This window comes from Cupriavidus sp. D39, from assembly GCF_026627925.1.
Classification (GTDB): Bacteria; Pseudomonadota; Gammaproteobacteria; order Burkholderiales; family Burkholderiaceae; genus Cupriavidus; species Cupriavidus ulmosensis.
Genome location: NZ_JAPNLE010000009.1, coordinates 1,576,826 through 1,602,176, shown reverse-complemented (window position 1 = coordinate 1,602,176; position 25,351 = coordinate 1,576,826). Strand labels below are relative to the sequence as shown.

The 25,351-nt window shown below is 64.0% G+C and carries 18 protein-coding genes and 2 pseudogenes; 15 read left to right on the top strand and 5 right to left on the bottom strand.

The features are described 5' to 3' along the window. Positions 1-107 precede the first annotated feature (107 nt). From OMK73_RS19380 to OMK73_RS19355, 6 genes and pseudogenes are all read left to right on the top strand, one after another. A pseudogene (locus tag OMK73_RS19380) lies at positions 108-1,606 on the top strand (efflux transporter outer membrane subunit). Between the two features lie 215 nt (positions 1,607-1,821). Beyond that, positions 1,822-4,413: an FHA domain-containing protein gene (locus OMK73_RS19375; RefSeq protein ID WP_267603548.1), complete on the top strand. Its 2,592-nt coding sequence runs from the start codon at positions 1,822-1,824 to the stop codon at positions 4,411-4,413. Then, complete coding sequence (locus OMK73_RS19370; protein WP_267603547.1) at positions 4,382-5,764, top strand: HlyD family efflux transporter periplasmic adaptor subunit; 1,383 nt, start codon at positions 4,382-4,384, stop codon at positions 5,762-5,764. Before OMK73_RS19375 ends, OMK73_RS19370 begins: the two co-directional genes overlap by 32 nt. A 124-nt stretch (positions 5,765-5,888) precedes the next feature. Next, entirely contained in the window at positions 5,889-6,641 is a 753-nt protein-coding gene (locus OMK73_RS19365; protein ID WP_267603546.1) for a peptidylprolyl isomerase, read from the top strand. A 19-nt stretch (positions 6,642-6,660) separates the two neighbouring features. After that, positions 6,661-9,720 (top strand): peptidase domain-containing ABC transporter, encoded by a 3,060-nt coding sequence (locus tag OMK73_RS19360; RefSeq protein ID WP_267603545.1) that lies wholly within the window; start codon positions 6,661-6,663, stop codon positions 9,718-9,720. Continuing rightward, on the top strand, positions 9,717-11,114 hold the full coding sequence (locus tag OMK73_RS19355; RefSeq protein WP_420715550.1) for a sigma-54 interaction domain-containing protein: 1,398 nt from the start codon (positions 9,717-9,719) through the stop codon (positions 11,112-11,114). The genes OMK73_RS19360 and OMK73_RS19355 overlap by 4 nt, the downstream gene beginning before the upstream one ends. A gap of 23 nt (positions 11,115-11,137) precedes the next feature. Here the strand turns inward: OMK73_RS19355 and OMK73_RS19350 are convergent, their stop codons facing one another. Then, a complete protein-coding gene (locus OMK73_RS19350) occupies positions 11,138-11,908 on the bottom strand; it encodes a PP2C family protein-serine/threonine phosphatase (RefSeq protein WP_267603544.1) in 771 nt (256 codons plus the stop codon). Positions 11,909-12,020: 112 nt separating this feature from the next. Further along, positions 12,021-12,308 carry a hypothetical protein gene (locus tag OMK73_RS19345; protein ID WP_267603543.1) on the bottom strand — a complete coding sequence of 96 codons (288 nt, stop codon included), beginning with the start codon at positions 12,306-12,308 and terminating at the stop codon, positions 12,021-12,023. Positions 12,309-12,855: 547 nt separating this feature from the next. Here OMK73_RS19345 and OMK73_RS19340 point away from each other — a divergent pair. The 6 genes and pseudogenes from OMK73_RS19340 to OMK73_RS19315 all read left to right on the top strand — a co-directional run bounded on the left by OMK73_RS19340 (position 12,856) and on the right by OMK73_RS19315 (position 19,889). Next, complete coding sequence (locus OMK73_RS19340; RefSeq protein ID WP_267603542.1) at positions 12,856-13,332, top strand: lecithin retinol acyltransferase family protein; 477 nt, start codon at positions 12,856-12,858, stop codon at positions 13,330-13,332. A gap of 38 nt (positions 13,333-13,370) precedes the next feature. Beyond that, a complete protein-coding gene (locus tag OMK73_RS19335) occupies positions 13,371-13,592 on the top strand; it encodes a hypothetical protein (RefSeq protein WP_267603541.1) in 222 nt (73 codons plus the stop codon). 188 nt (positions 13,593-13,780) lie between these two features. Beyond that, entirely contained in the window at positions 13,781-14,935 is a 1,155-nt protein-coding gene (locus OMK73_RS19330) for a CAP domain-containing protein (RefSeq protein WP_267603540.1), read from the top strand. Positions 14,936-15,022: 87 nt separating this feature from the next. Continuing rightward, positions 15,023-15,244 carry a hypothetical protein gene (locus OMK73_RS19325; RefSeq protein WP_267603539.1) on the top strand — a complete coding sequence of 74 codons (222 nt, stop codon included), beginning with the start codon at positions 15,023-15,025 and terminating at the stop codon, positions 15,242-15,244. Positions 15,245-15,894: 650 nt separating this feature from the next. Beyond that, positions 15,895-18,989: pseudogene (locus OMK73_RS19320) on the top strand (acetoacetate--CoA ligase). Between the two features lie 54 nt (positions 18,990-19,043). Then, the gene (locus OMK73_RS19315) at positions 19,044-19,889 is read left to right on the top strand and encodes a 4'-phosphopantetheinyl transferase family protein (RefSeq protein WP_267603538.1); all 846 of its coding nucleotides are present in this window, start codon (positions 19,044-19,046) and stop codon (positions 19,887-19,889) included. On the opposite strand, the gene OMK73_RS19310 is transcribed toward OMK73_RS19315, so the two are convergent. Continuing rightward, on the bottom strand, positions 19,865-20,182 hold the full coding sequence (locus tag OMK73_RS19310; protein WP_267603537.1) for a hypothetical protein: 318 nt from the start codon (positions 20,180-20,182) through the stop codon (positions 19,865-19,867). The genes OMK73_RS19315 and OMK73_RS19310 overlap by 25 nt on opposite strands. Before the next feature lie 898 nt (positions 20,183-21,080). On the opposite strand from OMK73_RS19310, the gene OMK73_RS19305 reads away from it, so the two are divergent. Next, positions 21,081-21,926 (top strand): aldo/keto reductase, encoded by an 846-nt coding sequence (locus OMK73_RS19305; RefSeq protein ID WP_267603536.1) that lies wholly within the window; start codon positions 21,081-21,083, stop codon positions 21,924-21,926. 491 nt (positions 21,927-22,417) lie between these two features. Next, on the top strand, positions 22,418-22,954 hold the full coding sequence (locus tag OMK73_RS19300) for a dihydrofolate reductase family protein (protein ID WP_045242789.1): 537 nt from the start codon (positions 22,418-22,420) through the stop codon (positions 22,952-22,954). Here the strand turns inward: OMK73_RS19300 and OMK73_RS19295 are convergent. After that, positions 22,951-23,340, bottom strand: a complete 390-nt coding sequence (locus tag OMK73_RS19295) for a hypothetical protein (RefSeq protein WP_267603535.1) — start codon at positions 23,338-23,340, stop codon at positions 22,951-22,953. The two genes, OMK73_RS19300 and OMK73_RS19295, sit on opposite strands and share 4 nt — an antisense overlap. Before the next feature lie 138 nt (positions 23,341-23,478). Here OMK73_RS19295 and dusA point away from each other — a divergent pair, with 138 nt between their 5' ends. Continuing rightward, positions 23,479-24,492, top strand: a complete 1,014-nt coding sequence (dusA, locus tag OMK73_RS19290) for a tRNA dihydrouridine(20/20a) synthase DusA (protein WP_267603534.1) — start codon at positions 23,479-23,481, stop codon at positions 24,490-24,492. Between the two features lie 542 nt (positions 24,493-25,034). On the opposite strand, the gene OMK73_RS19285 is transcribed toward dusA, so the two are convergent. Beyond that, complete coding sequence (locus OMK73_RS19285; RefSeq protein ID WP_267603533.1) at positions 25,035-25,184, bottom strand: hypothetical protein; 150 nt, start codon at positions 25,182-25,184, stop codon at positions 25,035-25,037. Positions 25,185-25,351: the final 167 nt, after the last annotated feature.

The following is a 25,351-nucleotide window of genomic DNA, read 5'->3' as shown; positions in this document are numbered from 1 at the left end:
GCATGCATGGCGAGTTGATGGCGCGGCTCCTTTGTATTCGGGCCGTGACTGACCCGGCGCAGCTGGCGCCGGCGATGTGGCTGACGGGGGCCGGTGCCCGCCGGGTCATGTTCAGCCCGCTGACGCTCGCAGGAGGCGATCGTGTCAGACCATTCCCCCTGTTTGTCGTGCGCGGTGCGCGCGCCGCTTTGCGGCGATGCCTGACGGCTGGCGCCTGCCTGCTGGTGCTGGCAGCTTGCGCCGACTTTCGTCCGCCGGTGTACCAGCGGCCGGAAACGCCGGCCAAGCCTGACTGGGCGCGCCAGGGATCGATCACGGTTTCGCCGTCGGACACGATCGTGCCGAACTGGTGGCAGGCGTTCCGGGATCCGTACCTCGATGGACTGGTCGACAAGGCAATCGCGGGCAACTACGACATCAAGGTGCTGGCCGCGCGCATCAAGGTGGCCGGCGCGCAGATTGCCGAGGTCAGGGCCGGCGCGCTGCCGGTCTTCGACTTGGGTGCCGGCGCGAGCTTCGAGAAGAGCACAGGCACGCCGCTCGTCAAGAGCTACAACCTGGGCACCCAGGTCAACTGGGACATCGATATCTGGGGCAAGGTGGAAAAGGGGTGCAGGCCCAGACGGCCGAATTCAACGCGACTGAAGCGGATTGGCGTGCCGGCTACCTCACCCTGGTCTCCAACGTGTCCACCACCTACTTCCAGATCCTGCAGTTCGACGAACAGATCGATCAGCAGAGCAAGACACTGGTGAGGAACAAGCAGATCCTCACCACCTACCAGGCCATGGTCCAGAACGGCCTGATCCCGAAGATCCGCGTGATGCAGCAGCAGGCCGAGATCAACCGGCTCACCAAGGACCTGCTGGAGTTGCGCCGCTCGCGCGATATTTCCGAGAATGCGCTGGCCACGCTGGTGGGCGTGCCGGCTGGCGTGTTCAAGGTGCCGGCCGGGCGACTGCAGGAGCGGGTGCAGCTGCCGGCGGTGCCGGCGGGCCTGCCGTCGCAATTGCTCTCGCGGCGCCCTGACATCGTGGCGGCGGAATATCGCGTGCTCGAGTCCGTCAACCTGGTCGGCCAGGCGCGCCTGGCGCAGCTGCCCAGCGTCAGCCTGACGGGCCGCGGCGGCACGGCAAGCTTTGCGCTGAGCGACCTGTTGAAGTCGTTCACCTTCGGCTTCATGCCGAGCATCAACCTGCCCATGCTGGACCCGGGCGTGCGTGCCCGGGTGAAGACCTCGGAGGCACAGACCAAGGTGGCAGAGAACGAATATGGCCGCACCGTGATTACGGCGTTCGAGGAAGTGGAGAACGCGCTGGTCAATGTCGACGCGCACAAAAAGCAACGCGTGGAACTGCAGCAGCAGGTAGCGCAATTGCGCGTGGTGTCGGCGCAGATCGAGGCGCAGCTGAAGGAAGGCGTGGTGTCCCAGCTCGATGTATTCGAGACCGAGCGATCGCTGCTGAGCGCGCAACAGGAATTGTTGGCCAACCACCAACAAATCCTGGCTGACACTGTCACCCTCTACAAGGCACTTGGCGGCGGGTGGCCAAGCACCGAGGTGAGCAACGCGCCGAAAGAGACGTCGCAACAGATCGCGAAGTAAGGGGCTGCAACCCGTTGCGCACGCAAGCCGGGCAAGCCCGGCAAGGCGCGAAATACGCCGCCGGCGGACGTTTGACTACGGGCAAGCGTGGCCTACTATGTCCTTAGTCAACACGTTCACGACGCAGCGGGCCGCACAGGCTCGCGCCGTCGCCATGAAACATGGCTTGCCATTGGCGTACGCGTCATGGCACGCGCTGTTGGTGGTATCGAAACATGGCTCCAGACGAAGCTCTGATTGTCGAGATGCGGGCAAAGGTGGGGCAGGCGTTCGATATCGTGCTCGAAGCCATCTCCAACCCTGAGCTCGGCGAGATCCGCATCGACGAGAGCCTGTTCGCCGTGGGCCGCGCGGAAGCGCCTTTCGCCGCATACCCGGCCGACGTGGCCGCGGTGCTCTCGCGCCGCCACGCGCGCATCTTTTCCGAGCATGGCGCGGCCTATATCGCGGATCTGGGCAGCAAGAACGGCACCACTGTCAATGGCGCGACCGTGGCACAGCAGCCAGCCAGGCTGCGCGACGGCGACGAACTACGCTTCGGCGCTGCGCTGTCCTACCGGGTGCGCTTGCATTCGCGCGCGCCGGTCCAGGCGCAGAGCCACACGCCGATGGTGCTGACGCTTGTGCCTGAGCGCGACGATCTTGGCCTGCAGCCGATCGAGGTAGCTGGATTTCCCTACCTGATCAGCAAGGCGGACGAGACTTTCTCCCGCTACAAGGAGGTCTATCCGCACCAGGTGAACTATGTCTCGCGCCGTCATGCGCACATCTTCCTGAAGGGGAACGATCCATTTGTCGAAGACCTCGGCAGCACCAACGGGACCTTCGTCAACGGCAAGCGGGTGGATGAGCACGCGGTTGCGCTCGGCGAGAGAGATCTCCTCGCGTTCGGCGGCAATCATTTTGTCTATCGGGTAGGCATACGCAACGAGGCCACCGCCACCACCGACGCAACCCTGACCAGTTCGATCCCGCCGCCGCCCGATGGCGCCGAAGTGCCTGCCCAGGGCCCGGCGGCGGCATTGGCCCCGCCGGCAGCTGCACCCACCGCGGCGCCAGAACCCGCCGCCCCGACGCACGATCCCGACAAGACCACGTTCGTCGCCGCTGCCGGCTCCTTCCTGGATATTTTCTGCGTCGACTACGCCGCGCAGCAGGAAGACGAGGTCAATCAGGAGGCATTGCCCCAGCCGGAAGGCGAAGGTGGCGCGACGGACAAGCCGCGTGCGCAGGGCAAGTTCGCGCTCGTCATGGGCAGGCTAGGCAGCAGTTTTGGCGCATCGGAGCGCGCCGGCCTGAAGCGCGCGGCGCGCTGGGGCGGTGTCGTGGCCGTGGCGGTTGTGGCGCTGCTGCTCTTCCTGTACTTGCGCGGCGCCCCCGAGCGCGAGATGAGGTCCTTGATGGCCAGCGGCGACCATGCCCGCGCCGCGGCCGTGGCCGACGCGTATCTAGAGCGCCACCCGGACAATGCACAGTTCAGGGCGATGGGCACCGAGGCGCTGCTGCGTGACCAGGTGCCGGGATGGATCGCCAAGCTACAGGGGCGCGACTTCAATGGCGCCGAGGCGACGCTGGCTCGCATGAAGACGCTCGGCGCGCACAATGCCGACGCGCGCGGCCTGCTGGAGGAGCTCGACTGGATTGGCCGGCTGAACCGCTTCGTGGCGGGCCGGGGAGGCGTGGACGCGCCGATCCGCATTTACACCGATGAGGCCAGCATCCGCGCGTTGCTCAAGCACTGGAATGACGACACTCCCGCCCACCAGCGCGCGCTGGACCGCATTGCAGCCTATGTGCCGCAATTCAGGGAGCCATATGCCGATGCGCTCAGCTATGTGCGCAAGCTGCAAAGCGACGACTCGGTCTACCTGGCCGCCGTCGACCGCTTGAATGCATCGCTGGCCACCGGGTTGGCGGGCGAGCATCCCGAAGCGCTGCAGGCCGTGCTGGCGGACTACGCGGAGAAGTATCCAAGGCTCGCCGGCATGGATCGCCTCAAGGAGGACCTGCGGCAGTACATCGCGCTGGACAGTGCGGCACGCGCGGCGGCACTGGGCCCGCTGATGGCCCAGATGGCCAAGGCCAGCTTTTCCACGCCGCCCTTCCAGGCGCGCTTTCGCGTACTGGCGGCCAGCCGCCTGCCGACGCCGGAACTGGCGCGGCAGTACGCCGAGGTGGACAAGGCCTGGCGCGCGGGGGATAGCGCCAAGGCGTTCGCCGGGCTGCAAGCGATAAAGACGGGGCCATGGGCCGCGGCCGCCGCCAAGGACCTCGCGCGCAAGCAGGCCGTCGCTGCGCAGTTCGCCGAGTTGCAGAAGGCGCGCGGCGGCAATGGCAACGAGGATGCCTTGCTGTCGTTCTACGCCATGCTCGATCCCGCGGAGGATACCTATTTCCTCAAGGCGGTCGAGCCCGATGTGGCGGCGATACACGATGCGGCGATCCGGCGCGCGCAGGAACTGATGAACGCCGCGCTTGCGTCGTGGCGCCAGTATCGCCGCGATGGCGCCATCGGCGGCGAGCAGCGGCTGGAGTCCGACATCTCCGCCAAATTCCGCGCGCAGGCACGCCTGCTGTCCAATGCCAGCGCGCAGGCGCACCAGGGCATGCGCATCTACGCGCAACTGAAGGTTGGCGATACGGCGCAATGGAGCCAGGTCCAGGCGGATATCGATTCGGAGACGGAGCTGCAGCGGCGTTCCCTGCAGGAATTGCGCATGGTGCTGAGCCCGGCGCTGCTCAAGTCCAAGCTGGCATTGATTGGAGGGGAGGGTGATGAAGGACGACAGCCGAGACAATCGCCTTAAGCCGCTGTCCGAGGCGCTCGAGGACCACAGCGCTGAGGGCATCGCCATTCTCAGCGCAGAGCCCTGGAAGCTGATGCAGATCTCCGTGCTGGTCATGGTGTCGCTGGTCGTCTGCGCGCTGGTCTGGTCGTTCGTGGGCCACGCGGATGTGATCGTGTCCGCGGACGGCACCCTCGCGCCGGAGTCGGAAGTGCGGCGGTTCTACGCGCCGGTCGATGGAGAACTGGCGGATCTCTATGTGGCCGAGGGCCAGCCGGTGAACAAGGACGACGTGCTGGCGCGGCTGAATGCGCGCGGCGCGATCGAGGCCGCCACCAATGCGCTGGAGGCGCAGCTCAAGCTGCAGGATTCCGAGCGCGAGTGGAAGCAGTTTCCCGACAAGAAGCTGTTGATGGAGCGCAAGGCGGCGGCGTTGAAGCAGCAGATCGATGTGGCGGAGCGCCTGCACGAGAATCGTACGGCGGAGGGCACCACCCGCCTTGCGGAGCAGCAGCGGGCACAGTTGCAGCAGGCGCGCAGCAACCTGGACAGCGCGCGGCGGGCTCGTGAATTCGCACGCCAGGAGCAGGACCGCTATGCCCGCCTGTTTGCGCTGTCGGGCGGCGGCGGGGTCTCGCAGTCGCAGGTGGAGAGCAAGCGGATCGCGGCTGTGGAAGCGGAGAACGCGCTGCAGATTGCCCAGTCGCGGCTGGCGGAGCTGGATTCCAAGCTGAGCCAGGAATTCAACCAGGCCACCGTGCAACTCGAAGGCAGCAGCCAGGAGCTGACCAACCTGCGCATCCAGTACGACGCCGCGCTGCGCGAGATAGCCAATACGGAAGACAAGCTGCGCCTGCAGGTGCAGACCGCGCGGCTGGTTGCTGAGGCGGCGGCGCGCATCCGTTTCGAGAATATCGACAAGGACAACTTCCTGCTGATCCTGGCGCCCGTGGCGGGCGTGATCACCGATGTCAGCTCCACGCAGCGCGGTGACAAGGTCCTGGCCAATGCGCCATTGGGCGGCATCGCGCCCAAGAACGCGCGCCCCGTGCTAAAGATCGAGATTGCCGAGCGCGATCGCGCCTTCCTGCGCGAGGGCTTGCCCGTCAAGCTGAAATTCAACGCCTTTCCCTACCAGCGCTATGGCCTGATCGCCGGCACGCTCGAGTACATCTCGCCGGCGACCAAGCTGGCGGGGGCGAACAAGCAACCGGTGTACGAGGGGCGGGTCCGGCTGGCGCAAGACTACTACACGGTGGCGGACAGCAAATACCCGCTGCGCTACGGCATGACCGCCACGGCGGAAATCGTGGTGCGCGAGCGGCGCCTGATCGACCTGGGGCTGGATCCGTTCCGGCAGGTGGCGGGCTGAAGCAAGCGGAGGGCTGAAGCAAGCGGATAGAGGCAAGGATTGGAAGGTGGGTGGAGACGCATCGGCGGCCCGCACTTGGTGCCGGCGGATTTTGGCGAATGGGAACAATCAAGGAGCTGACGAGATGACAGCGATTGTGCGGGTCGACGATGAAGTCATCGGGGTCGAGGAATTCATCCGTGTCCTGAAGCTCACGGGCCAATTCGAAGGGCTGATCGAGCAGATCGTCAGGGACAAGCTCACGGTGCACGCGGCGAAGAAGCAGGGCATCACCGTGTCGCCGGAGGAAATCCAGGAACGCGCCGATCAGTTCCGCCGCGTGCAGGGGTTGCACCGCGCGACGGAGATGAACCATTACCTCGATGTGCTCGGTGTGAGCCTGGACGAGTTCGAGGCGTTCGTGACCGATAGCCTCTACCAGGAAAAGATGCTCGCCGAGGTGGCCAGCGACAAGGCCGTGGAGGGCTACTTCAAGCTGCACTCGCCGAAGTTCGACAGCATCGAGGTGAGCCATATCGTGGTGGACGCCGAGGGCAAGGCAAAGGAGCTGATCTCCTACCTGAGGGACGATCCCGACAGCTTTGCCGAGATGGCGCGCGAGCACTCCATCGCGGACACGAAAGAGCAGGGCGGCGCGATCGGCAAGGTCTTGCGCGGCTCACTGAAGACGGATATCGAAGCCAAGGTGTTCAACGCCGCCACCGGCGACCTGCTCGGTCCGTTCCCGTCCCAGGACCGCTCCTTCTTCGAGATCTTCATGGTGAGCGCCAAGCATCCCGCCACGCTCGATGCCGATGTGGCGGCGGAGGTGCGCCGGCTCCTGCGTGAAGACTGGCTGATGGCCAGGGCGCAGGAACACGTCATCGAAGCGCGCTAGCCGCGAGGGCCCAGAGCATATGGAAGCCAGCCCCGAACTGCATCCGCTCGCCGACTTCCTGGCTGGCGTGGAAATACTCTCGCCGTTCTCGCGCGAGGAAATGGAGCGGCTGGCGGAGCATGCGCAATCGCTTTCCTACGGCTTTGGCGAGACCATCTGCAATGCGGGCGAGCCGGCCGACGGGCTCTTCATCATCAAGTCGGGGTCAGTGCGCATCTTCAACGAAGACAATGGCAAGGAAGTCAGCCTGGGCGTGCGCAAGGCACGCGAGGTGTTCGCCGACATTGCCATGCTGCGCGAGTACCGGCACGAATCCTCGGTGCGGTCTTCCGCCAAGACCGAGTTGCTCTATATTCCGCGCAGCGTGACCGAGCCCATGATCGCGCAGAATCCGGCGGCGATGGCCTTTGTCGCCAGCTATGTGGCGATCAGTTCGGCCGGCGGCTTTGTTGCCCGGCTGTTCGACCTGCGCGGCAAGCTCGACAAGAGCGAGCTAGAGGAGGCCGTGCGCAGCGTGGGCGTGAAGCGCGTGTCCGCCGGCAAGGAGATCCTGAAGCAGGATGCACGGGAAGACCGCCGCCTGTACGTGGTGCGCCAGGGCGAAGTCCGCATCGTGCGGACCGAGGAGGGCGTCGAGTATCCGCTGGCGACCTTGCGCCAGGGCGACATTTTTGGCGAGCGCGCCTGCGTGATGCGCCAGGAACAGATCGCGTCGGCTATCGCCGGCACGGATGCGCGGCTGCTGGTGATTCCGGAAAAGACCGTGCAGCTGATCCTGGAGCGCAATCCCAAGCTGCGCGAAGTGCTGGAGGAGCGCATCCGCTTTATCGACCGGGAGCTGCACCGGCAAAAGAAGATGGCCGAGCGGCGCAAGCATCCAGTGATGCTCGACCTGCGCTCGAAGCCGGAGTTCGGCGAACGCGTGATCCGCCGCTTCGCCTTGGTCGAGCAAGCCGAGGAGATGGATTGCGGCGCTGCCTGCCTGGCGATGATCTGCCGCCATCACGGCATCCCCATGACGCTCGGCAAGCTGCGCGAGCTGGCCAATGTGACCACGCAGGGCGCCACGCTGGACAGCCTGGCCCGCGCCGGCGAGTCGCTCGGCTTTACCACGCGCGGCGTGCAGTGCACGCATGATTCCCTGCTGGGTTTCGAGCTGCCGTTTATCGTGCACTGGGAGGGCTACCACTACGTGGTGGTCTACGGCGTATCCAAGCGCTGGGTGTGGGTGGCCGATCCGGCCCTCGGATTTCGCAAGATGGGCGTGGAGGAGTTCGAGCGCGGGTGGAGCGGCACCTGCCTGCTTTTCACCTCCGGCGAAAGCATGGCGCAACTGGCGGTGGCGCGTTCGCCCTGGCTGCGCTTCATCGGCTACCTGGCGCCGTACAAACGGATCCTCGCGCACCTGTTCATGGCGACCTTCGTGATCCAGGTGCTGGGCGTGGTGCCGCCCTTGATCATCCAGAATATCCTGGACGGCGTGGTGGTGCACCAGAACATGGGGCTGCTGAACCTGCTGATACTTGGGCTGATCGTCTCCAGCGTGTTCTCGCAACTGATGAGTTCGGTACGGGCGTATCTCGCCAACTTCATGGTGCGCAATATGGACTTCGCCATGATGTCGCACTTCTTCAAGCACACCTTGTCGCTGCCGTTTTCCTTCTTTGCCAAGCGCAAGACGGGCGACATCTTCGCCCGCTTCCAGGAGAACCAGACCATCCGCGCCTTCCTGACCGAGTCCACGGTGACGACGGCGCTCAACCTGCTGATGGTGTTTATCTATTTCACCATCATGTTTCTCTACAACGTCAAGATGACGCTGGTGCTGATCGCCTTCGTGGTTCCGATTGCGATCCTGACGATCGTGGCAACGCCAAAGGTAAAGGCCTTTGCGCGCGAGGTGTTCACCACCACGACCGATGCGCGGTCGTACCTGATGGAGACGCTGGGCGGAGTGGAGACGGTCAAGGGCATGGGCATTGAGCGCCCGGTGCGCCTGAAGTGGGAGAAGAAGTACGCCAAGGCGCTGGAGGTCCAGTACAGGGCGCAGGCGTTCCATATCCTGGTGGGGCTGGCCAGCCAGTTGCTCAATGCCGCGACCACCATCGCCGTGCTGTGGGTGGGCGCCAACCTGGTGCTGCAGCGCGAGCTCACCGTCGGCCAGCTCATTGCTTTCAATGCATTCATGGGCAGCGTGCTGGCGCCGTTGATGGGGCTGGTGGCATTGTGGGGCCAGCTCAACGATGCCGGCGTGGCGATGGAGCGCCTGGGCGACGTGCTGGACCTCGATCCGGAGCAAAAGCCGGAGGAACTGGCGTCGCGCGTGATGCTGCCGGACCTGCAGGGCGAGATCAATCTGGAAGGCGTCTATTTCCGCTACGGCGGCGCCGAGACGCCCTACGTGCTGGAGAACATCAGTTTCAGCATCAAGCCCGGCGAATTGCTGGCCATCGTGGGGCGCAGCGGCTCGGGCAAGACCACGCTGGCCAAGATGCTGGTGGGGTTCTATGTGCCCACGGAAGGCAAGATCACCGTGGATGGCTACGACCTCAGCGTGATCGACAAGGAGTACTACCGCGCGCAGATCGGCTATGTGATGCAGAGCAACCTGCTGTTTTCGGGCACCATTGCCGAGAACATCGCCTGCGGCGACGACAGCCCGGATCGCCGCCATATCGAGGAAGTCGCCAAGATGGCCGACGCCCACGCGTTCATCAGCAAGCTGCCGCTGGGCTACGAGCAGGTGGTGGGCGAGCGCGGCGTGGGTTTGTCCGGCGGACAGATCCAGCGGCTGTGCATTGCCCGCGCGCTTTATCACGATCCACGCCTGCTGGTCTTCGATGAGGCAACCTCGGCGCTGGACACGCAATCGGAGAGCAACATCCTTGGCAACATGCAGGAGATCCTGCAAGGCCGCACGGCCGTGATCATCGCGCACCGCCTGAGCACCATCATGCGCGCGGACAAGATCCTGGTGCTGTACGAAGGGGCCATCGTCGAGCAGGGGCGGCATGAGGAACTGCTTGAGCGCAAGGGCATGTACTACCAACTGGTGCAGAAGCAGTTGAGTTCAGAATGAGCGCGGTTGCACCGCCCCGGGCGCTGCGGGGGTTGCAATGGCGCATCTGGCCTATCTGCCGTAATGCGACGCATGGGGGAGCGCGACATGAAGCTGTTCAACCAGGGGGCTCCGTCGGGTCGGCCATCTCCTATGCCGGGCTGATCGAGAAGATCGAGATCCTGCGCTCCACGCTGCGCTGGGCCTCCAAGCTCGAGCGCAACGAGATCGAGAAGCTGCTCAAGCAGGCCACCACGCTGCGCGACGAGGTGATGCAGCTGTCGCACAAGGAGCGCTTTGTGCAGGCGGCCGTGGCAGAGCCGATGCCAGCCGACCTGGCGCCACGCGAGCGCCGCCAGGCGCTGCTGGAGCGCAGCTTTATTTTTGAGGGCACCTTCGGCGACAACCCCAAGCTGCTGGAGGCGCTGGAGATCGCCGAGAAGGCTGCGCCCACTGATTTGCCCGTGCTGATCGATGGCGAGAGCGGCACGGGCAAGGAGCTGATGGCCAAGGTGATCCATGCCAACGGCTCCAGGACGGACAAGCCCTATATCTCGGTGAACTGCGGGGCGATCCCGGAGAACCTGCTGGAGTCGGAGCTGTTCGGCCACAAGAAGGGCGCCTTCACGGGCGCGGCCAACGATCGCCGCGGCAAGTTCGAGAGCGCGCATACCGGGACCATCTTCCTCGACGAGATCGGCGAGTTGCCGCTCACCGGGCAGGTCAAGCTGCTGCGCGTGCTGGAGTCGCATGAGATCCAGCGGGTCGGCTCCGACGAGACCATTTCGGTCGACACGCGCATTGTGGCGGCGACCAACCGGGACCTGCGGCGCCTGAGCGAGGAGGGCAAGTTTCGCGAAGACCTCTTCTACCGCCTCAGCGTGATCCACGTCACGCTGCCGCCGCTGCGCGAGCGGCGCGACGAAATCGCCTTGCTGGTAGCGTATTTCGGCGACGAGGCCGCCGGCGCGTTAAAGCGCCGCCCCATCAAGCTGACGCCGCGCCTGCGCGACTTCCTGATGAATTACGCCTATCCGGGCAACATCCGCGAGCTGCGCAACCTGATGTACCGGATCTCCTGCCTCGCTGGCGACACGGCCGATCTCGAGCATCTTCCGCAGGACCTGCGGCCCAAGCCATCGGCGCCGGCGCTGGTGGCCAGCGGCGGCGCGGCACCGCTCGTGGTGGATGCGTCCACGGCCACTTCGCTCAGCGAGGCCAAGCGCGCCGCCAGCGATGAAGCCGAACGCGCTTTTCTCGAGCGGGGATTGCAGGAAGTCGGCGGCACTGTGGCGGAGCTGGCCAGGCGCTTCGACATGAATCGCTCGCACCTGCAGATGCTGCTGAAGAAGCACGGCATCCATTCCAAGGATTTCCGCAACCAGGGCGCTGCGCAGGGCGGCAAGGCGAGGTAAGGCGCGTTGAGCCGCACGCCAGGCTACACCGAGGGATTCACCATGGTCTTGTCCGAGGCGTAGAGATCCTCGGCGCGCGCCACCACCGCCGAGATATTGTCGTGGCCGCCGCGGCCCAGCGCCGCGGTCACCAGCGCCTGCGCCGCCAGCTCGCAATCGCCGCAGGCCAGCACGCTGGCGATCTCCGGGTCCCGCAGTTCATTGCTCAGGCCGTCGCTGCAGAGCAGGAAGATATCGGCATCGGCGACTTCCACCCAGGTCTGGTCCAGTTCCAGCGCCGTGTTCGCGCCTACCGCGCGGGTGATGGTGTTGTGCGCAGGGTGATGCACGGCTTCTTCCGCGGTGATCAGGCCGCGCGCCTTGAGTTCTTCCACGCGGCTGTGGTCCCGGGTCAGCTGGGTCAGGTGCCCATCCCGGTACAGGTAGATGCGGCTGTCGCCCGCCCACAGGCAGCCACAGAAGCGTTCGCACGCCATCAGCACCACCACCGTGCTGCCAATGCGCCGGACCCGCCGGCGCGCCGCTTCCTCCAGCAACTCGCGATTCACCTCCTGCAAGGCGGTGCGCGCCTCGTCGAGCAAGCTCTCGAGGCTTTGCGGCAGCGGCAGACGGGATAGCGTCTCCACGACGAGGTTGCTGGCATAGTCGCCAACCGCATGGCCGCCCATGCCGTCCGCCACCACCCAGAGCCCTCGCTCCGGCTGGGCCAGGCAGGCATCCTCATTGCGTTCCCGTACGAGGCCGACATCGGTGCGAGCGGCTGAAGTCCAGCGGAATTGCGATGCACAGGTCACGATCATCTCCGGTGTTCGGGCGAGCTAGGACGCCACAACGCCACGCCAGTGCCTGGGCGGCATTGGCGTGGCGCGCGGCGCATGGCCGGACCCGGGCCGCGAGCGAACCGGGCTACATCCGGCCGTCGTTCCTTGCCCCTTGTCCCGCTTGCACATTGATGTTCGCGCCGGGCGCCGTATTGCGAACGTCGATGTTCTGGAACTGGTTAACCATCTGATCAGCATAGAAGCTGTTGTTGATCTCGTAAAAGTTGACGACGGACCCAACATTTTGCCGGGGCGGGGAATAGGGCTGGATCCAGCCGAATACCCACGGCGCGCCGCCGCCCCGGATGGCCGCCATGGCCTGGCCGTCCAGCGTGCGGTTGGTGTAGAGGTCTTTGATGGTGAGCGCCGCCATGATGGTCTCCGGTGCGTGGGGTCGGTAGGGGCTGTGTTGCGGTCCGTGGCTTCTTGCCATGCTTCTACAGAGCAAAGCGCATGCCAGCGATGCGCCTGAGTCGGCGCAGCGGCGCAAGTGCTTGAATTTGCTGTGTTTTCCCTGTTCGTTGGCGATTCCGGGCTGATCTCGGACTTCGCGGCCGGGCCTGAAGCGTTGGCGCAATGCCAACATCCTCCGCCGGTATGGTGGGGGAACACCACCGCTTTGCCTCGGGCTCGCCGTCCCGCAGGCGTCTTGCGTGAAGTCGCGCCACGGCGCGCTGCCACTGGCACCGAATCCACCTCGTCACGGCGCTCACCGTATCCGGATCTCCTCTGATGGCATGCCGCCAACACTAATGGCATCAAGCTGTTGGCTGGCCGGAGACGCTTTTCCCCTGCCTGGCCGGTTGAAAATCCCGCAATCCCTTGATCTGCCTCGGACTGCGGCGGGTGGCACGGTTGATGCAGATGCTATGGCAACCAGCAGGCAATGCCTGCAGCAAGCAAACAGATCAGAGGCAGCCATGAACCACCAACACCAACAACAAGACCAGGCCATCGATGCCGACCTGCCCCTGGGCGCGCACCTGGTCACGGAACGCCGCGGCTATGCCCACCACGGGATCTATATCGGCGAAGGCAAGGTGGTCCATTACGCGGGCTTTGCCGGCTCGCTCCATCGCGGCCCGGTGGAAGAAACCACGGTGGAAGCCTTCGCGGCTGGCCACCCCGTCACCGTGAAGGCCAATCCCTGCGCCAGGTATGTCGGCCTGGAGGCGGTTGCGCGCGCCCGCTCCCGCCTCGGTGAAGACAACTACCGGCTCCTGACCAACAACTGCGAGCACTTCTGCACCTGGTGCCTGCTTGGCGAAGGCCGCAGCGAGCAAGTGGAGGCCTGCCTGCACCACCCGTCCATGGCCGTGCAGACCGTCGCCAGCCTGCTCAGGACGTTTCTCGAAACCGAGTTCAAGGGCGCGCACCTCGGCGCCGGTGCTGTTTAACGCTTGATCCTAGAGCCAGCCAAGTCAAGGAGACTGACATGCAAACCGCCAAGATATCCCTGCGTGGGCTGATCGACAAATGGCTCGGCCCCAACCTGGCCGCGCCCGCGCGGATCACCCGCGTGCGCAGTTCGCGGGCTTGCCGCAGCGGCTGCATCCGGGTGGATGTGGCCCGCCCGTCGGGGCAGTTGTCGATGTTCTTCTTCCGCCATGACGACGGGTGCTGGTGCGTATTCCCGCCTGCGCTCAGGGTGGGCTGAGGTGCCTCAATGCCATCAGGTGACGCGCGCCAGGGTCACACGTAAGCATTTGTTCGCAGGCTGGACGCTCCCGCGGGCCGGCCAATAAGATCGTCCGGATTTTTCCCAGCCTGCTGGCGTTGCCCTTGCAATGCCAAGGCCGCACTTTTGACCACCGGTTGCGATGGCCGGACGAACCCTTCGGATTAATGCTAGCGAATCGCTCGACCTCGCCCGGAAAGGCGTATTTTCCCAAGATACTTCTCGCCCTGGCCGGCGCCACACTGGTTCTCTGCGCCTGCGGTGGCGGCGATGGCGGCGGTAGCGGGGCCACCACGCCCGCAGCGGCAGGCGCAACGAGCAATGCCGGCGCTGCGGCCGCTGCCCCCAGCACCAGCCAGACGGTGCCCGCCACCGCAGTGACGGCCTGCTTCACCGTGACCGGCAACGCCGCTGCGGCTTCGGGCGCATCCGGCGTCAGCATCCTGCCCACGCGCGGCGCGGCCGGCGTGACCAACTATCACGTGCTCGGCGAGCCCAAGACCGCAGGCCTTTGCTACGCCAACTTCCGTCGCGTGCAGGTCGGGCTTCCCGCGCTGGAAGCGCAGGATGCCATCGGCGTCGCCGCGCAAAACCATAGCAACTACATGCTCTGGAACCAGACGCCTGGTCATGACGAGAATGCCGCCGCGCGGGGCTACACCGGCGCCACGCCGGATGCACGCGTGCAAGCGCTGTACCCGACCGGCGCCACAGCGGAGGTCGTCGGGGGCGCCACGAAATGGAGCTCGGATCCCAACGCGATCCTGGTGCTGGCGTCCAACGACGCCTTGGTGAGCGACCTGTTCGATGCGCCACTCCATCGCGCCACTTTGCTGGGCAGCTACAAGTCCGCGGGGGCCGGCTATGCCGAGCAGAAGAGCACGGCTTCTGGCGGTGCCACGGCGTCGTTCTACCAAACTATCGACTTGGCCGATGCCACCATGCCCGGCACCAGCGACCAGATGGTGGCGTATCCCTACGCCGGCCAGGCGGACGTGCCGACCAGCTGGGTGAACAATGAAAGCCCCAATCCCGCGCCGGGCTACCAGAACCAGACGCTTGGCTACCCCATCACCCTGCAAGCCATCGACCGCAGCCAGGCCTTTAACGCGGACACCTTCGTGGTGACCGATGCGCAAGGCAACAACATCAACTGCCTGAAGGTGGATGCGCGCAGCCCCAACCTGTCCGGTGCGGCTGCCGGCGCTGCGGTCTGTACGCCTCTCGCGCCGCTCGCGAGCGGGACGCGGTACAACGTGAGCGTCAGCGGCCAGCTGGCTGGCAAGTCGCTCAATCTGAGTTGGTCGTTCGTCACCCGGTGAATTTGGCGGGACAGGGGCCTTGTTCTGGTCACGGGACGATATGTCCATCTATGATTGCCTCATGCCCAAGCGTTTAGGAGCGGCGAAATGGAGCGACAGTTCGAGTATGGCGGCTATGCCGTGGTGGCCCGCGCTGTTCCGGTAGCTGGCGGAGGCTTTACGGCGATGGTCGTGATCGCCGACTCGTTCGGCGAAACGCCGCAGCCTTCGTTCGAGGAAGAGGCTGGCGTGGCGGGGACCGCGGAAGCCGCGATTGCCTTGGCAGAAGCCGCGGCCATGCGAGCCATCGACGCGGGGCAGGTGAACTAGCTGCGCGCCACCCTTACTATCGTGCTGGGCAGCCTTTGGCCAGACTTTGCACAGGTGCGCTTGCCACGACTTGAATGGCGGCTGCTGGTTCAGCCTTGGAATGGCTCGCTGTGGGAAGGAAACAAGGCAGGCCAGGAAGGAGCCAGGCCAGACGGCGGTGTAGTGCGCGCGTTGGCCGACGGCCGCTGTCGGCCAGTTCCAGTCACCAAGAAGCGATTCGCGAATGTCCCCTCACAGGGCGGACAAGAGACGTTCGTCGACAATGCTTCGAGCTTCCCCGGTCCGGTGATAGGTAGTCCCTCGCGCTGCCTGGTTGCCGCCGACCGAAAGGTGCTGCCCCATGGTCTGCATCAGGATCTCGTGGATTCGCTCACACCATTCCCGGAGGAAGTCTCGGGACGCGTGTCGATTTGATAGTGACTCGCTCGTCGTTGTGATGGCGCCTCGCTTTCAGCGAAGCCGCGCCGGGTCACGAACTTGTTGATACGAGAAGCCCAAGTCATGTCCACGCCAGCTGGCTGGTCGTTGCCTGTGGTTTTGCAATAGTTCGTGCGATTTCGCACAGAGCAAGAAATAGCGAGTCACTAGTCTGGATCATCAGAACACGCCGTTGTTTCGAACGGTGTGCACCGGTCTCAGTGAGGCATTGGATGGATCGCTTTCGCCTGTTCGACACGTCGTTCTGCCCCAGCGTGACCCTGGGACGCGTACCCGTTTATAGCGGCACGCCCGAGTGCGCCGCGGCGTCGCAAATGACCGCATTTACCACGGCCCTGCAGGCATACACCGGCCAAGTCTTCAATAACTACGATACGCTACACGATTTCTCGGTACGGGAGTACCGGACGTTCTGGCAATGCTTCGTGCAATGGTCGCAGGGGCTCGCGTGGTCCGGCAGCACCGAGCCGGTCTGCGTCGGCGACGAGTGCGAGCATGCACGCTTCTTCCCGCAGGTCCAACTGAACTACGCGGACAACCTGCTTGGCCTGGCGGTAGCGACGCCCGACACGCCTGCACTGACCGCATGTCACGCAGATGGCCGACGTGTACGCCTGACCCGCGGCGAACTGCGCAATCGAGTAGCTCGTCTCGCGCATGCTCTGTCGAAGTTGGGGCTGCGCGATGGGGACCGCGTGGTTGGTGTGATGCGCAACGACGCAGATGCGGTCGTTGCCGCGCTGGCCGTCACCGCGCTCGGTGCAACGCTGTCGACCGCTGCGGCCGAGATGAGCGTCGAGACGATCCTCGATCGCTTCGCGCCGCTAGCACCGCGGCTGCTGTTCGCGCACGCTGCGCAGCGGGCGTTCGACACGGGCATGTCGCTGGCGGATAACATCGCCGATCTGGCTGCTGCGTTACCGTCGCTGCAGGGCGTCGTCCGGCTCGACGACGGAACCTTGCCGGACACCGTCAAGCAGCGGGTCTATTCGCTTGGCGAACTGATCGACAGTGGCGATGCCGGGAGCTTCGTGTGGCGGCGCTTCCCGTTTAACCATCCGCTTTTCATCATGTTCTCGTCGGGCACTACCGGCAAGCCGAAGTGCATTGTGCACGGCGCCGGCGGCAGCCTGCTCGAGCATCTGAAGGAGCATCGGCTGCACTGTGACCTGCGGCCCGGCGATCGATTGTACTTTCACACCACCTGCGCGTGGATGATGTGGAACTGGCAGTTGTCGGCGCTCGCGTCCGGGGCCGAGATCGTTACGTACGACGGCCCGATCTCGACGGTCGATGCGTTGTGGCGCCTCGTCGCCGACGAGCGCGTCACCGTGTTCGGCACAAGTCCCGCTTACCTGAAGATGTGCGAGGACGCGGGCCTGGTGCCAGGGCAGCAATTCGATCTCGGCGCGCTACGCGCGATGATGTCGACCGGTGCGGTGCTGTTCGATGCGCAGTTCGAATGGGTACGCGATCACGTGAAGCCGCTGCCCCTGCAGTCGATCTCGGGCGGCACGGACATTCTCGGCTGCTTTGTGCTGGGGAATCCGAACCTGCCGGTCTATGCGGGGAAACCCAGTGCAAGAGCCTTGCGCTCGATGTTCAGGCGTGGGAACAGGGTGCTCGCACCAGCCGAACCGGCGAGCTGATCTGCGCGAATCCGTTTCCGTCACGTCCGCTTGGCTTTTTTGGCGACATGGACGGCAAGGGGTTTCACGCTGCCTATTTCAGCAGCAACGCAGGTGTCTGGACGCACGGCGATCGCATCGAATTTTCGCAGGAAGGCACTGCGCGGCTGCATGGCCGATCCGATGGCGTTCTGAATGTTCGCGGCATCAACGTTGGTCCGGGCGAAATCTATCGCGTGCTGAGCGATGTCCGGGACATTCGCGAGGCGCTGGTGGTCGAGCAGCGGTCACGCGCCGCGCCGCCTGACCGCACGCACGCGGAAAGGTACGATCAGCGCATCGTGCTGCTGCTGGTCTTGCAGGATGGCGTCGCGCTGACTGGCGCGCTGGCCGCCCGAGTGCGCCGCGACCTCGCACGTCGTGCGTCGCCAATGCACGTGCCCGACCGGATCATCGCCGTCGATGCGCTACCGGTCACGCATAGCGGCAAGCTGTCCGAAGCGGCTGCGCGCAATGCGGTCAATGGCTTGCCGGTCGGCAATGCCGCGGCGTTACGCAATCCCGGATGCCTCGACGCGATCCGGAACCATCCGGCACTGAACCTGGCGGCGCGCGAATTGCCACCCGCCGGCGAGTCCCGCGAACAACTAGAACGTCATCTGCAGGTGCTGTGGGAGAAACTGTTCGACTTCGCGCCGATCGGGCGCGACGACAACTTCTTCGACCTGGGTGGTCATTCGCTGCTCGCAGCGCGGTTGCTCGCCGACGTGCATCAGTCGACCGGGCGCACAATTCCACTCGCGACGCTGCTGATCGCGCCGACGATCGCGCGCCTCGCCGCGGCGATCGACGAGGGCGCACCGCAGCCGCCGTCGCCGATCCTCGTGCCCGTGCGCGCCGGCACCGGGACGCCGCTATTCCTCGTGCATGGCTTGAGCGGCTCGGTGATGGAATGCTGGGGGCTGGTCTGCGCGCTGCGTAGTCCGCGCCCGGTCTATGGACTGCAGGCTCTAGGCCTGGATGGCGAGCAGCCGACACAGCGGTGCGTCGAAGATATGGCGGCCAGCTACATCGAACAGATGCGCTCCGTGCAGCCGGACGGACCGTACGCGCTGGCCGGCTACTCGTTCGGCGGGCTGGTCGCGCTCGAGATTGCGCAACGGCTGATGGGCGCTGGCGAGCACATCGCATTCCTGTGCCTGCTCGATACCTATGTGCACGAGCATTTCCTGCCATGGAGTGCTTGGATGCGGCACTGCTGCAGCTATTTGAGCTACCAGTGGCGCAAGCTGCGCGCGGTGCCTGCGTCGCAGCGTTTCGGTTACCTGACGGACATGCTCGGGAAGGCGGCCGATCGCGTGGGGATGAGCCTCGGGCGCATGACGCGCCGGCCGGATGCCTACACCGAATCGTTTCCGCCTGCGCTTTGGCGCGTACGCGAAGCGATGAGACAAGCAACGACGACCTACCGGCCGCAGCCATATCACGCGGGCCCGATTGTCTATGTGCGCGCGGCGATTCGACACCAGGATTGGGGCGATCCGATATCGCTGTGGCGGCGTGTCGCGCGCGGCGGCTTGATGATTGCCGAAGTGCCCAGCGACCATGCCGATATGCTCGTCGAACCGACCTTGCAGGTCGTCGCGGCGCTACTGGACGAAGGGTTGGAAAATGCATGACGCGGCGGGCGTGTTTCGTGAGGCGCCACAAGGCGTGAGTGGGGATCGAACGGCATGCACCACGATATCGTCACCGCGCGGAACGTGGGACGTACCGCGTCTCTTTTACTGCCTGATCGGAGCCGCCTCTCGTTGCCGGAAAGAGCCGTGCATGTGTGGGTACTGAATGACGCTCTTATCGACCGGGTATGTTCGACGCTCGCCCACACGCTTTCGCCAGATGAGCGCCAGCGTGCCCGAGCCTACAGACACGAAAAGCATCGCAATGGCTTCATTGCCCGGCGGAGCCTTCTCCGCTGGCTGATCGGCGGCTATCTGACCTGCAATCCCGAGTCCCTGCGCTTTAGTGTCACGCCGTTCGGCAAGCCCGCCTTGCAGTGGCCGCACGCAGCAAGGCTCGCATTCAGTGTTTCCCACACCGACGGGTTGACGCTGCTCGCTTTCGCATGGGATTGCCGCGTCGGCGTGGACGTGGAGCGACGGATTGACGGCTTGGACGTTGCGGGCATTGGACGCGGGATATTCTCTCCGATCGAGGAGGAGGCGCTTGACCCGACGCGACCCGATTCGGCTGCAACCCTGCTCAGTATCTGGACCCGAAAGGAAGCTCTGCTGAAGGCGCTCGGCATGGGTCTCTCCGGCGAGCCGAATGCTTATACGACAGAAGACGATTTGCTAATCGGCGAGGGCCGCTGGTGTGCTTCGCATAACGGCACAACCCTTTCCGGCTGGACGTGTCTCGACCTCGTCCTCGGGCCGGAAGTCTGCGCAGCGCTAGCCGTGTCGCTCGAAGACGCAAGCGTCACCCTCCAGGAGCGTGTAGGTAGGCTGGGCGGCGTGACGCAAGACGGCGCGCACCGGCCCGCATACTTGCCTCACTTGGTGCGAGGCGTTGCGTAGGGCGTAACGAGTTCAAAGCAATCAAAAAGCGCCGCAGACTTTTTTGCCTTGAAATCAATGGCATGAACCTCGATGCACTTGTACGCGCTTTCGCCCCTTTGAAGGTAGAACGTTTCAGTTGATACCCCATTTGGAGACGAGTCGCTCGTAACCGCGGCAATGCCGTAACCACGTGCAACAAGCTCAGATAGCGACAAACCAACGCGCTGCCATTGGCTGTCAGGCGCTTCAACTGCTTGAGCGGATAGCGCGACTGTAGCGAGGAAAAAGGAAGCGATACGGAGGGTTTTCATTGTGAAGTCGCAGTTGATTCCACCGTGGATGCGGTCATGGCGCCTTGCGTCGTGCCGAAAGCGGCGCCGCCTCAGTCGCCATCATATCCGCCGGAAACGGCAGCCTCAAATCTGAGGGACAGTCGGCGTGACGAGCGCGCGGCGGCACATACTGAGCTCCGGTGGGGCTCCTGCATCCGTTGTAGGCGCGGGCGCCGCCGGCCGCCAAGGGGCGGCGTCCCGCAGGCCTTCCAGGACAGGTTGCACCGCAATAAAAAGTGCCGCGATCCGGGAGGGGAATCGCGGCACTGCGGCTGATCGAGGATGGGGGCCCCTCGCCACACGCATGCCTAAAGCATAGGAGAGACACCATCGGGTTGGTATTGGCCTTGGAGTTGAAGGGACTCTCCTACCACATTGGAGGGACTCTCCTACCCCAATGGTTTGAGCCCGTCGCGCTGGGTGAGTAGGTAGGTGCTCCCTGGTTACTGGGCTCGCCATCGCGCGCGGCGCCGGCTCGGCGCCGGTCTCGCCCGGCCACGCCCGCCACAGCCCCGCGATGGCGAACTCCGGCTCATCCTTCAGCCGAATCTGCCAGCGCACGGACTTGGGCCCGTTCTCGTAATTGGGTTCATAGAACACGCTGGCCGGTAACGGTAGGGTGCTAGGTATGGACGCGTACAGGTTCGAGAGCAGCATGGACATGCTCCGGCTGCCGAGGAGCAGATTCTGCGGCTATGGCCGTTGTCGACCCATATGCGACACTGGCGGAGCGCCTGTGAGTGACTGCTCAGCGCGAAAGCTGCCCTTCGCTTGCGGCTGATGGGACAGCACATTGATTGCACGCGCCGATTGACCTAGCGCAACCGGCCGGAGATCAACCACTTCGATTGACGACGCCGACAAGATGGAGGTGCCGTTGGAACAGAAAGGCGCAGCGCTCGCCGGAACGATCGACCTCGGCGACTTGACAGTCAATCGATTGGGCTTCGGCGCAATGCGTCTGTGCGGAGATTCGGCTTGGGGAAGACCAAAGGATCGGGATCACGCCAATCGAGTTCTGCATCGGGCGATCGAGCTTGGTGTGAATTTCATTGACACTGCGGATAGTTACGGCCCCGAGGCAAACGAGTCATTGATCGCGCAGGCGTTGTATCCCTATCCTTCGGACTTGGTCATCGCTACCAAAGGTGGTTTGGTGCGACCAAATCGTCGATCCTGGGTTCAGGACGGTCGCCCCGACCATTTGCGGGGCGCGGTCGAAGGCAGTTTGCAGCGCTTGCGGCTGGAGCGCATCGATTTGTATCAGCTCCATGCGCCTGATCCGAACGTGCCATTCGCCGAGTCGGTCGGGGCCCTGGCTGATTTACAGCGCATAGGAAAAATCCGCCATATCGGTATTTCGAACGTCACGGTCGCGCAGCTCGATTTGGCACGCAGCATCACGCCCATCGTGTCGGTTCAGAACGCGTACAACCTGAGAAACCAAACCAGCGAGGACGTGCTCGCCGCGTGCGAGCGTCTCGGGATTGCCTTTTTGCCCTGGTATCCGCTGGGCGGCAAACGAGGCCTACGGGCGCTCAAGGTGAAGCAGGTCGCCACGCGTCACGGTCTCACGCATGCCGCCTTGTCTATTGCGTGGCTGCTCGCGAAGTCGCCTGTCATGCTGCCCATCCCCGGTACTCGATCCATCGATCACCTCGAGGAAAACGTGCAGGCAGCCGCCCTCAGGCTGGCGCCAGAAGACTTCGACGATTTGAGATGAAGAGAAGAGGCGCTGAAGCTTGCGAGTGTCGACGCTTTGCTAGGGCGGCCCGAAGAACTCCCGTTCTCAGGTCAGTCGCTCTTCGATGCATGGTTCGCCCCGCGGATCTCGGCCCGGAAAATCTCCAATGATTGCCGTGCAGCCCGATGGGGGCGCGGCTGCTCCAGGGTGAAGGACATAGTCATTTTCGACCCTAACCTCGGCGGTGTGGCCGAAACGGCCGTATTGTCCGGAAGCCCGGGTTCGGCGCCGGGACAGGGCACGACCGCTGTCGGCCGGGCCTGAGACGGTCGCAGTTTCACGCAGACGCCCGACGGTGGCCAATAGGTGCCATTTGGCAACGCATTGCGAACGCCTGCCTTCAGCGATAATGGCCATTCGAGCGTCGCAAACTTCATGGATTGTGTCTGGCGGGACGGAAGAGTCTGCGCCTACGGGGCCGAGGCGCCGGCTAAAGCTTGAGCGCGATCCGACAGAACAATAGATTGACAATGATCACAGGACACGTCTTTATTGCTACCAGCCTTGACGGCTTTATCGCCCGACCCGATGGGGACATCGACTGGCTTCTGAAACGGGATGAGCCGGCAGAAGACCATGGCTATCCGACCTTCATCGCCGACAAGGACGCGATCGTTATGGGCCGAGGCTGCTACGAAAAAGTCCTCACGCTGGGCGAATGGGCTTACGACAAGCCCGTTCTGGTGCTGTCCCGGCAATTGGCCGGCAAGCCAGTGCCGGAGAGGCTGCAGGGAAAGGTGCGGTTCTCGGATAGCACGCCCACGGATGCGATGAAGCAACTGGAGGCTGCAGGCGTGCGTCGCGTGTACGTCGATGGCGGTCAGTTGGTTCAGTCGTTTCTGCGCGACGGATTGATCGCCGATTTGGTGGTCACCACGGTGCCAGTGTTGATCGGGGCAGGCAGACCATTGTTCGGCGCCCTGCCGCGCGACGTCAGTCTGGCGCTCGAATCGAGCCGGCACTTTCCGTCCGGCCTAGTGCAGTCGACCTATCGCGTGCTGTGCTAATTGCCGACCGTTTGCGGTTGCACGCCAAGGCCTTGCGCGAACCGCGTGATGGCAGCGCTATCAATCTTCGAGCACACCATCCCGCCCAGCGGTGCTACTTTGATCGCGTGTAGCACCTGGGTCTTGGTCCGGCCTATGTCCTGGCGTGATTCCTTGATGTATTGATCGATCACCTCGCTCAGCGTTGGATCGCGCTGCTGCGCCGCTTCATGTGCGCCAGGCTGGGCGAGCTCTTTCTCCCGTTTCGTAAGCCACGCCGCGGCTGCCTGCCGCCTATCGAAGGTCTTGACCTCGTTGTAGACGACCTTCCCGCCTTGCTTCAGGCGGATCTGGGCGGTGTACCCTATACTCTTGTCCTTCCTTTCCCGCTGCGTAATTGATCCCATGCGTTCCGGTGCTACATGAATTTTTTCGGTGCTACATCGTAGCGCTCGGTGCTGAAAATGGCATGGAATGCGCCTAGAAAGGCACTAACGATACAGCGGGCGAACTACCGCAGAACCCAGTACTGAAGCCAGATTCCAATGAAATCAACGCCTAGGAGAATATCGGTCGCCCCGATGATGGATTGGACTGATCGTCATTGCCGCATGTTTCACCGGCAACTGAGCCGCCATACGTGGCTGTACACGGAGATGGTGACCACCGGCGCGCTGCTCCATGGCGACGTGGCTCGTCATCTCGACTTCGACGCCGCCGAGCAACCCGTGGCCCTGCAGCTCGGGGGCAGCGAGCCTGCCGACCTGGCGGCCGCGGCGAAGCTGGGCGAGCAATGGGGCTATGTGGAGGTCAATCTCAACTGCGGCTGCCCTTCCGAGCGGGTGCAGCGCGGCGCGTTCGGCGCTTGCCTGATGGCGGAGCCGGAGCTGGTGGCGGATTGCGTGAAGGCGATGCGCGACGCGGTATCGATCCCCGTGACTGTCAAGCATCGCATCGGCATCGACACGATCGAACACTACGACTTTGTTCGCGACTTCGTCGGCACCGTGGCCGATGCGGGGTGCGAAACCTTTATCGTGCATGCGCGCAATGCGATCCTGAAGGGTTTGAGCCCAAAGGAAAATCGCGAGATCCCGCCGCTGCGCTACGAAGTGGCTTACCAGCTCAAGCAGGAATTCCCGCATCTCGAGATCCTGATCAATGGCGGCATCGTCACGCACGATGAGATGGATGAGCACCTGGCGCATGTGGATGGCGTCATGATTGGGCGCGAAGCCTATCACCAGCCCTACGTGCTGGCCGAAATGGATGGGCGTTTCTATGGTGCGCAGACCCCGGTGCCGTCACGGCTGGACGTTGAGCTGGCGATGCAGCGCTATATTGGGGATGTCGTCGAGACGGGCCGCTATATGGGCGCGGTGACGCGCCATATGCTGGGCCTGCATCGTGGCATCCACGGTGGCCGCGGCTGGCGGCGGGTTTTGTCGGATGCGCGCCGCATGCACGCGGTGCGTACGCGTGCAGCCGTCGATGCCATGTTTGAAGAGGCGAGGGCGCATCTGCTGCAGGGAGGCACGCCATCCCTCGAGGCGGCCTGAACAAGGTCCGCCAGGGTTGGCAGGTGGAGTCGGAGTTATCTGGAAGTGCGCGCGCGGGGTCAGGAGGGAGCCCCTGATAGAGAATAGATTGCATTTGCACGCCCTGAGCATTATGGATATTGATCGCTTGCCGCGGCGCCGGCTGGAATATTTCCTCTAACTTCGAATACCCTTTTTATGCTCGGGAGCCGTGGGGGCTGTGATGCGCACTTGATCGTTGCGGCGGGCCGCTTTCCCGCCATGGCAAAGGGATTCCCCTAATTAGTCAGGGCGCCGCAAGTTCTTACACTGTGCTTGCCCTCGAATACAGGGCTTTCTTCAACTGATTGTTCAGCCCGCCTCGTGCGGGCTTTTTTTATCGTGGTGGCTGCGACTCCATGGAGTCGACTTCGGTTTACCCGGATAGTACGAACGGGAAATGACAGATAGATTACCAGGGCCTTCAGGGCAATTGAGATCGCTAATTTAAGAACCCGCACTGCGGGTTCTTTTTTGCCTGTTACCGCTCGCTATCGAGTGGTTGCCCTACTAGGTATTGCGCGCTATTTTTCGCCGGTGCGCGAGATGCCAACATCAACGGTGCCGTAGGCGGTGATACTTGACTCCCGGCCATCGGCGCCTTGGCTGGCGCATCCGCCAAGGAATGCCAGCAGCGCGCACCCCGCCAGCAGTCCCCACAATGTTTGCTTCATGGTTATTTCCCGGTGTTGCCGCGGAAACGGCATTCCCTATTGGGTATCTGGCGCAGGGTTTGGTTCCTGCGCGGAGGGGACCGGCCCAAACCAGTGGCGAGCGCTTGTGGACAAATTGGGCGGGAAGAAGCTGAAGAGGCGGCGCTACCTTGCCGCCATCGGACGTC

Coding starts and splice junctions, on each gene's coding strand:
- OMK73_RS19315 (WP_267603538.1), top strand. CDS start 19,044: ATGCACCACGATATCGTCACCGCGCGGAACGTGGGACGTACCGCGTCT.
- OMK73_RS19345 (WP_267603543.1), bottom strand. CDS start 12,308: ATGGCGGCGCTCACCATCAAAGACCTCTACACCAACCGCACGCTGGAC.
- OMK73_RS19370 (WP_267603547.1), top strand. CDS start 4,382: ATGAAGGACGACAGCCGAGACAATCGCCTTAAGCCGCTGTCCGAGGCG.
- OMK73_RS19325 (WP_267603539.1), top strand. CDS start 15,023: ATGGAGCGACAGTTCGAGTATGGCGGCTATGCCGTGGTGGCCCGCGCT.
- OMK73_RS19310 (WP_267603537.1), bottom strand. CDS start 20,182: ATGAAAACCCTCCGTATCGCTTCCTTTTTCCTCGCTACAGTCGCGCTA.
- OMK73_RS19365 (WP_267603546.1), top strand. CDS start 5,889: ATGACAGCGATTGTGCGGGTCGACGATGAAGTCATCGGGGTCGAGGAA.
- dusA (WP_267603534.1), top strand. CDS start 23,479: ATGAAATCAACGCCTAGGAGAATATCGGTCGCCCCGATGATGGATTGG.
- OMK73_RS19285 (WP_267603533.1), bottom strand. CDS start 25,184: ATGAAGCAAACATTGTGGGGACTGCTGGCGGGGTGCGCGCTGCTGGCA.
- OMK73_RS19330 (WP_267603540.1), top strand. CDS start 13,781: ATGCTAGCGAATCGCTCGACCTCGCCCGGAAAGGCGTATTTTCCCAAG.
- OMK73_RS19335 (WP_267603541.1), top strand. CDS start 13,371: ATGCAAACCGCCAAGATATCCCTGCGTGGGCTGATCGACAAATGGCTC.
- OMK73_RS19355 (WP_420715550.1), top strand. CDS start 9,717: ATGAGCGCGGTTGCACCGCCCCGGGCGCTGCGGGGGTTGCAATGGCGC.
- OMK73_RS19375 (WP_267603548.1), top strand. CDS start 1,822: ATGGCTCCAGACGAAGCTCTGATTGTCGAGATGCGGGCAAAGGTGGGG.
- OMK73_RS19295 (WP_267603535.1), bottom strand. CDS start 23,340: ATGGGATCAATTACGCAGCGGGAAAGGAAGGACAAGAGTATAGGGTAC.
- OMK73_RS19300 (WP_045242789.1), top strand. CDS start 22,418: ATGATCACAGGACACGTCTTTATTGCTACCAGCCTTGACGGCTTTATC.
- OMK73_RS19360 (WP_267603545.1), top strand. CDS start 6,661: ATGGAAGCCAGCCCCGAACTGCATCCGCTCGCCGACTTCCTGGCTGGC.
- OMK73_RS19340 (WP_267603542.1), top strand. CDS start 12,856: ATGAACCACCAACACCAACAACAAGACCAGGCCATCGATGCCGACCTG.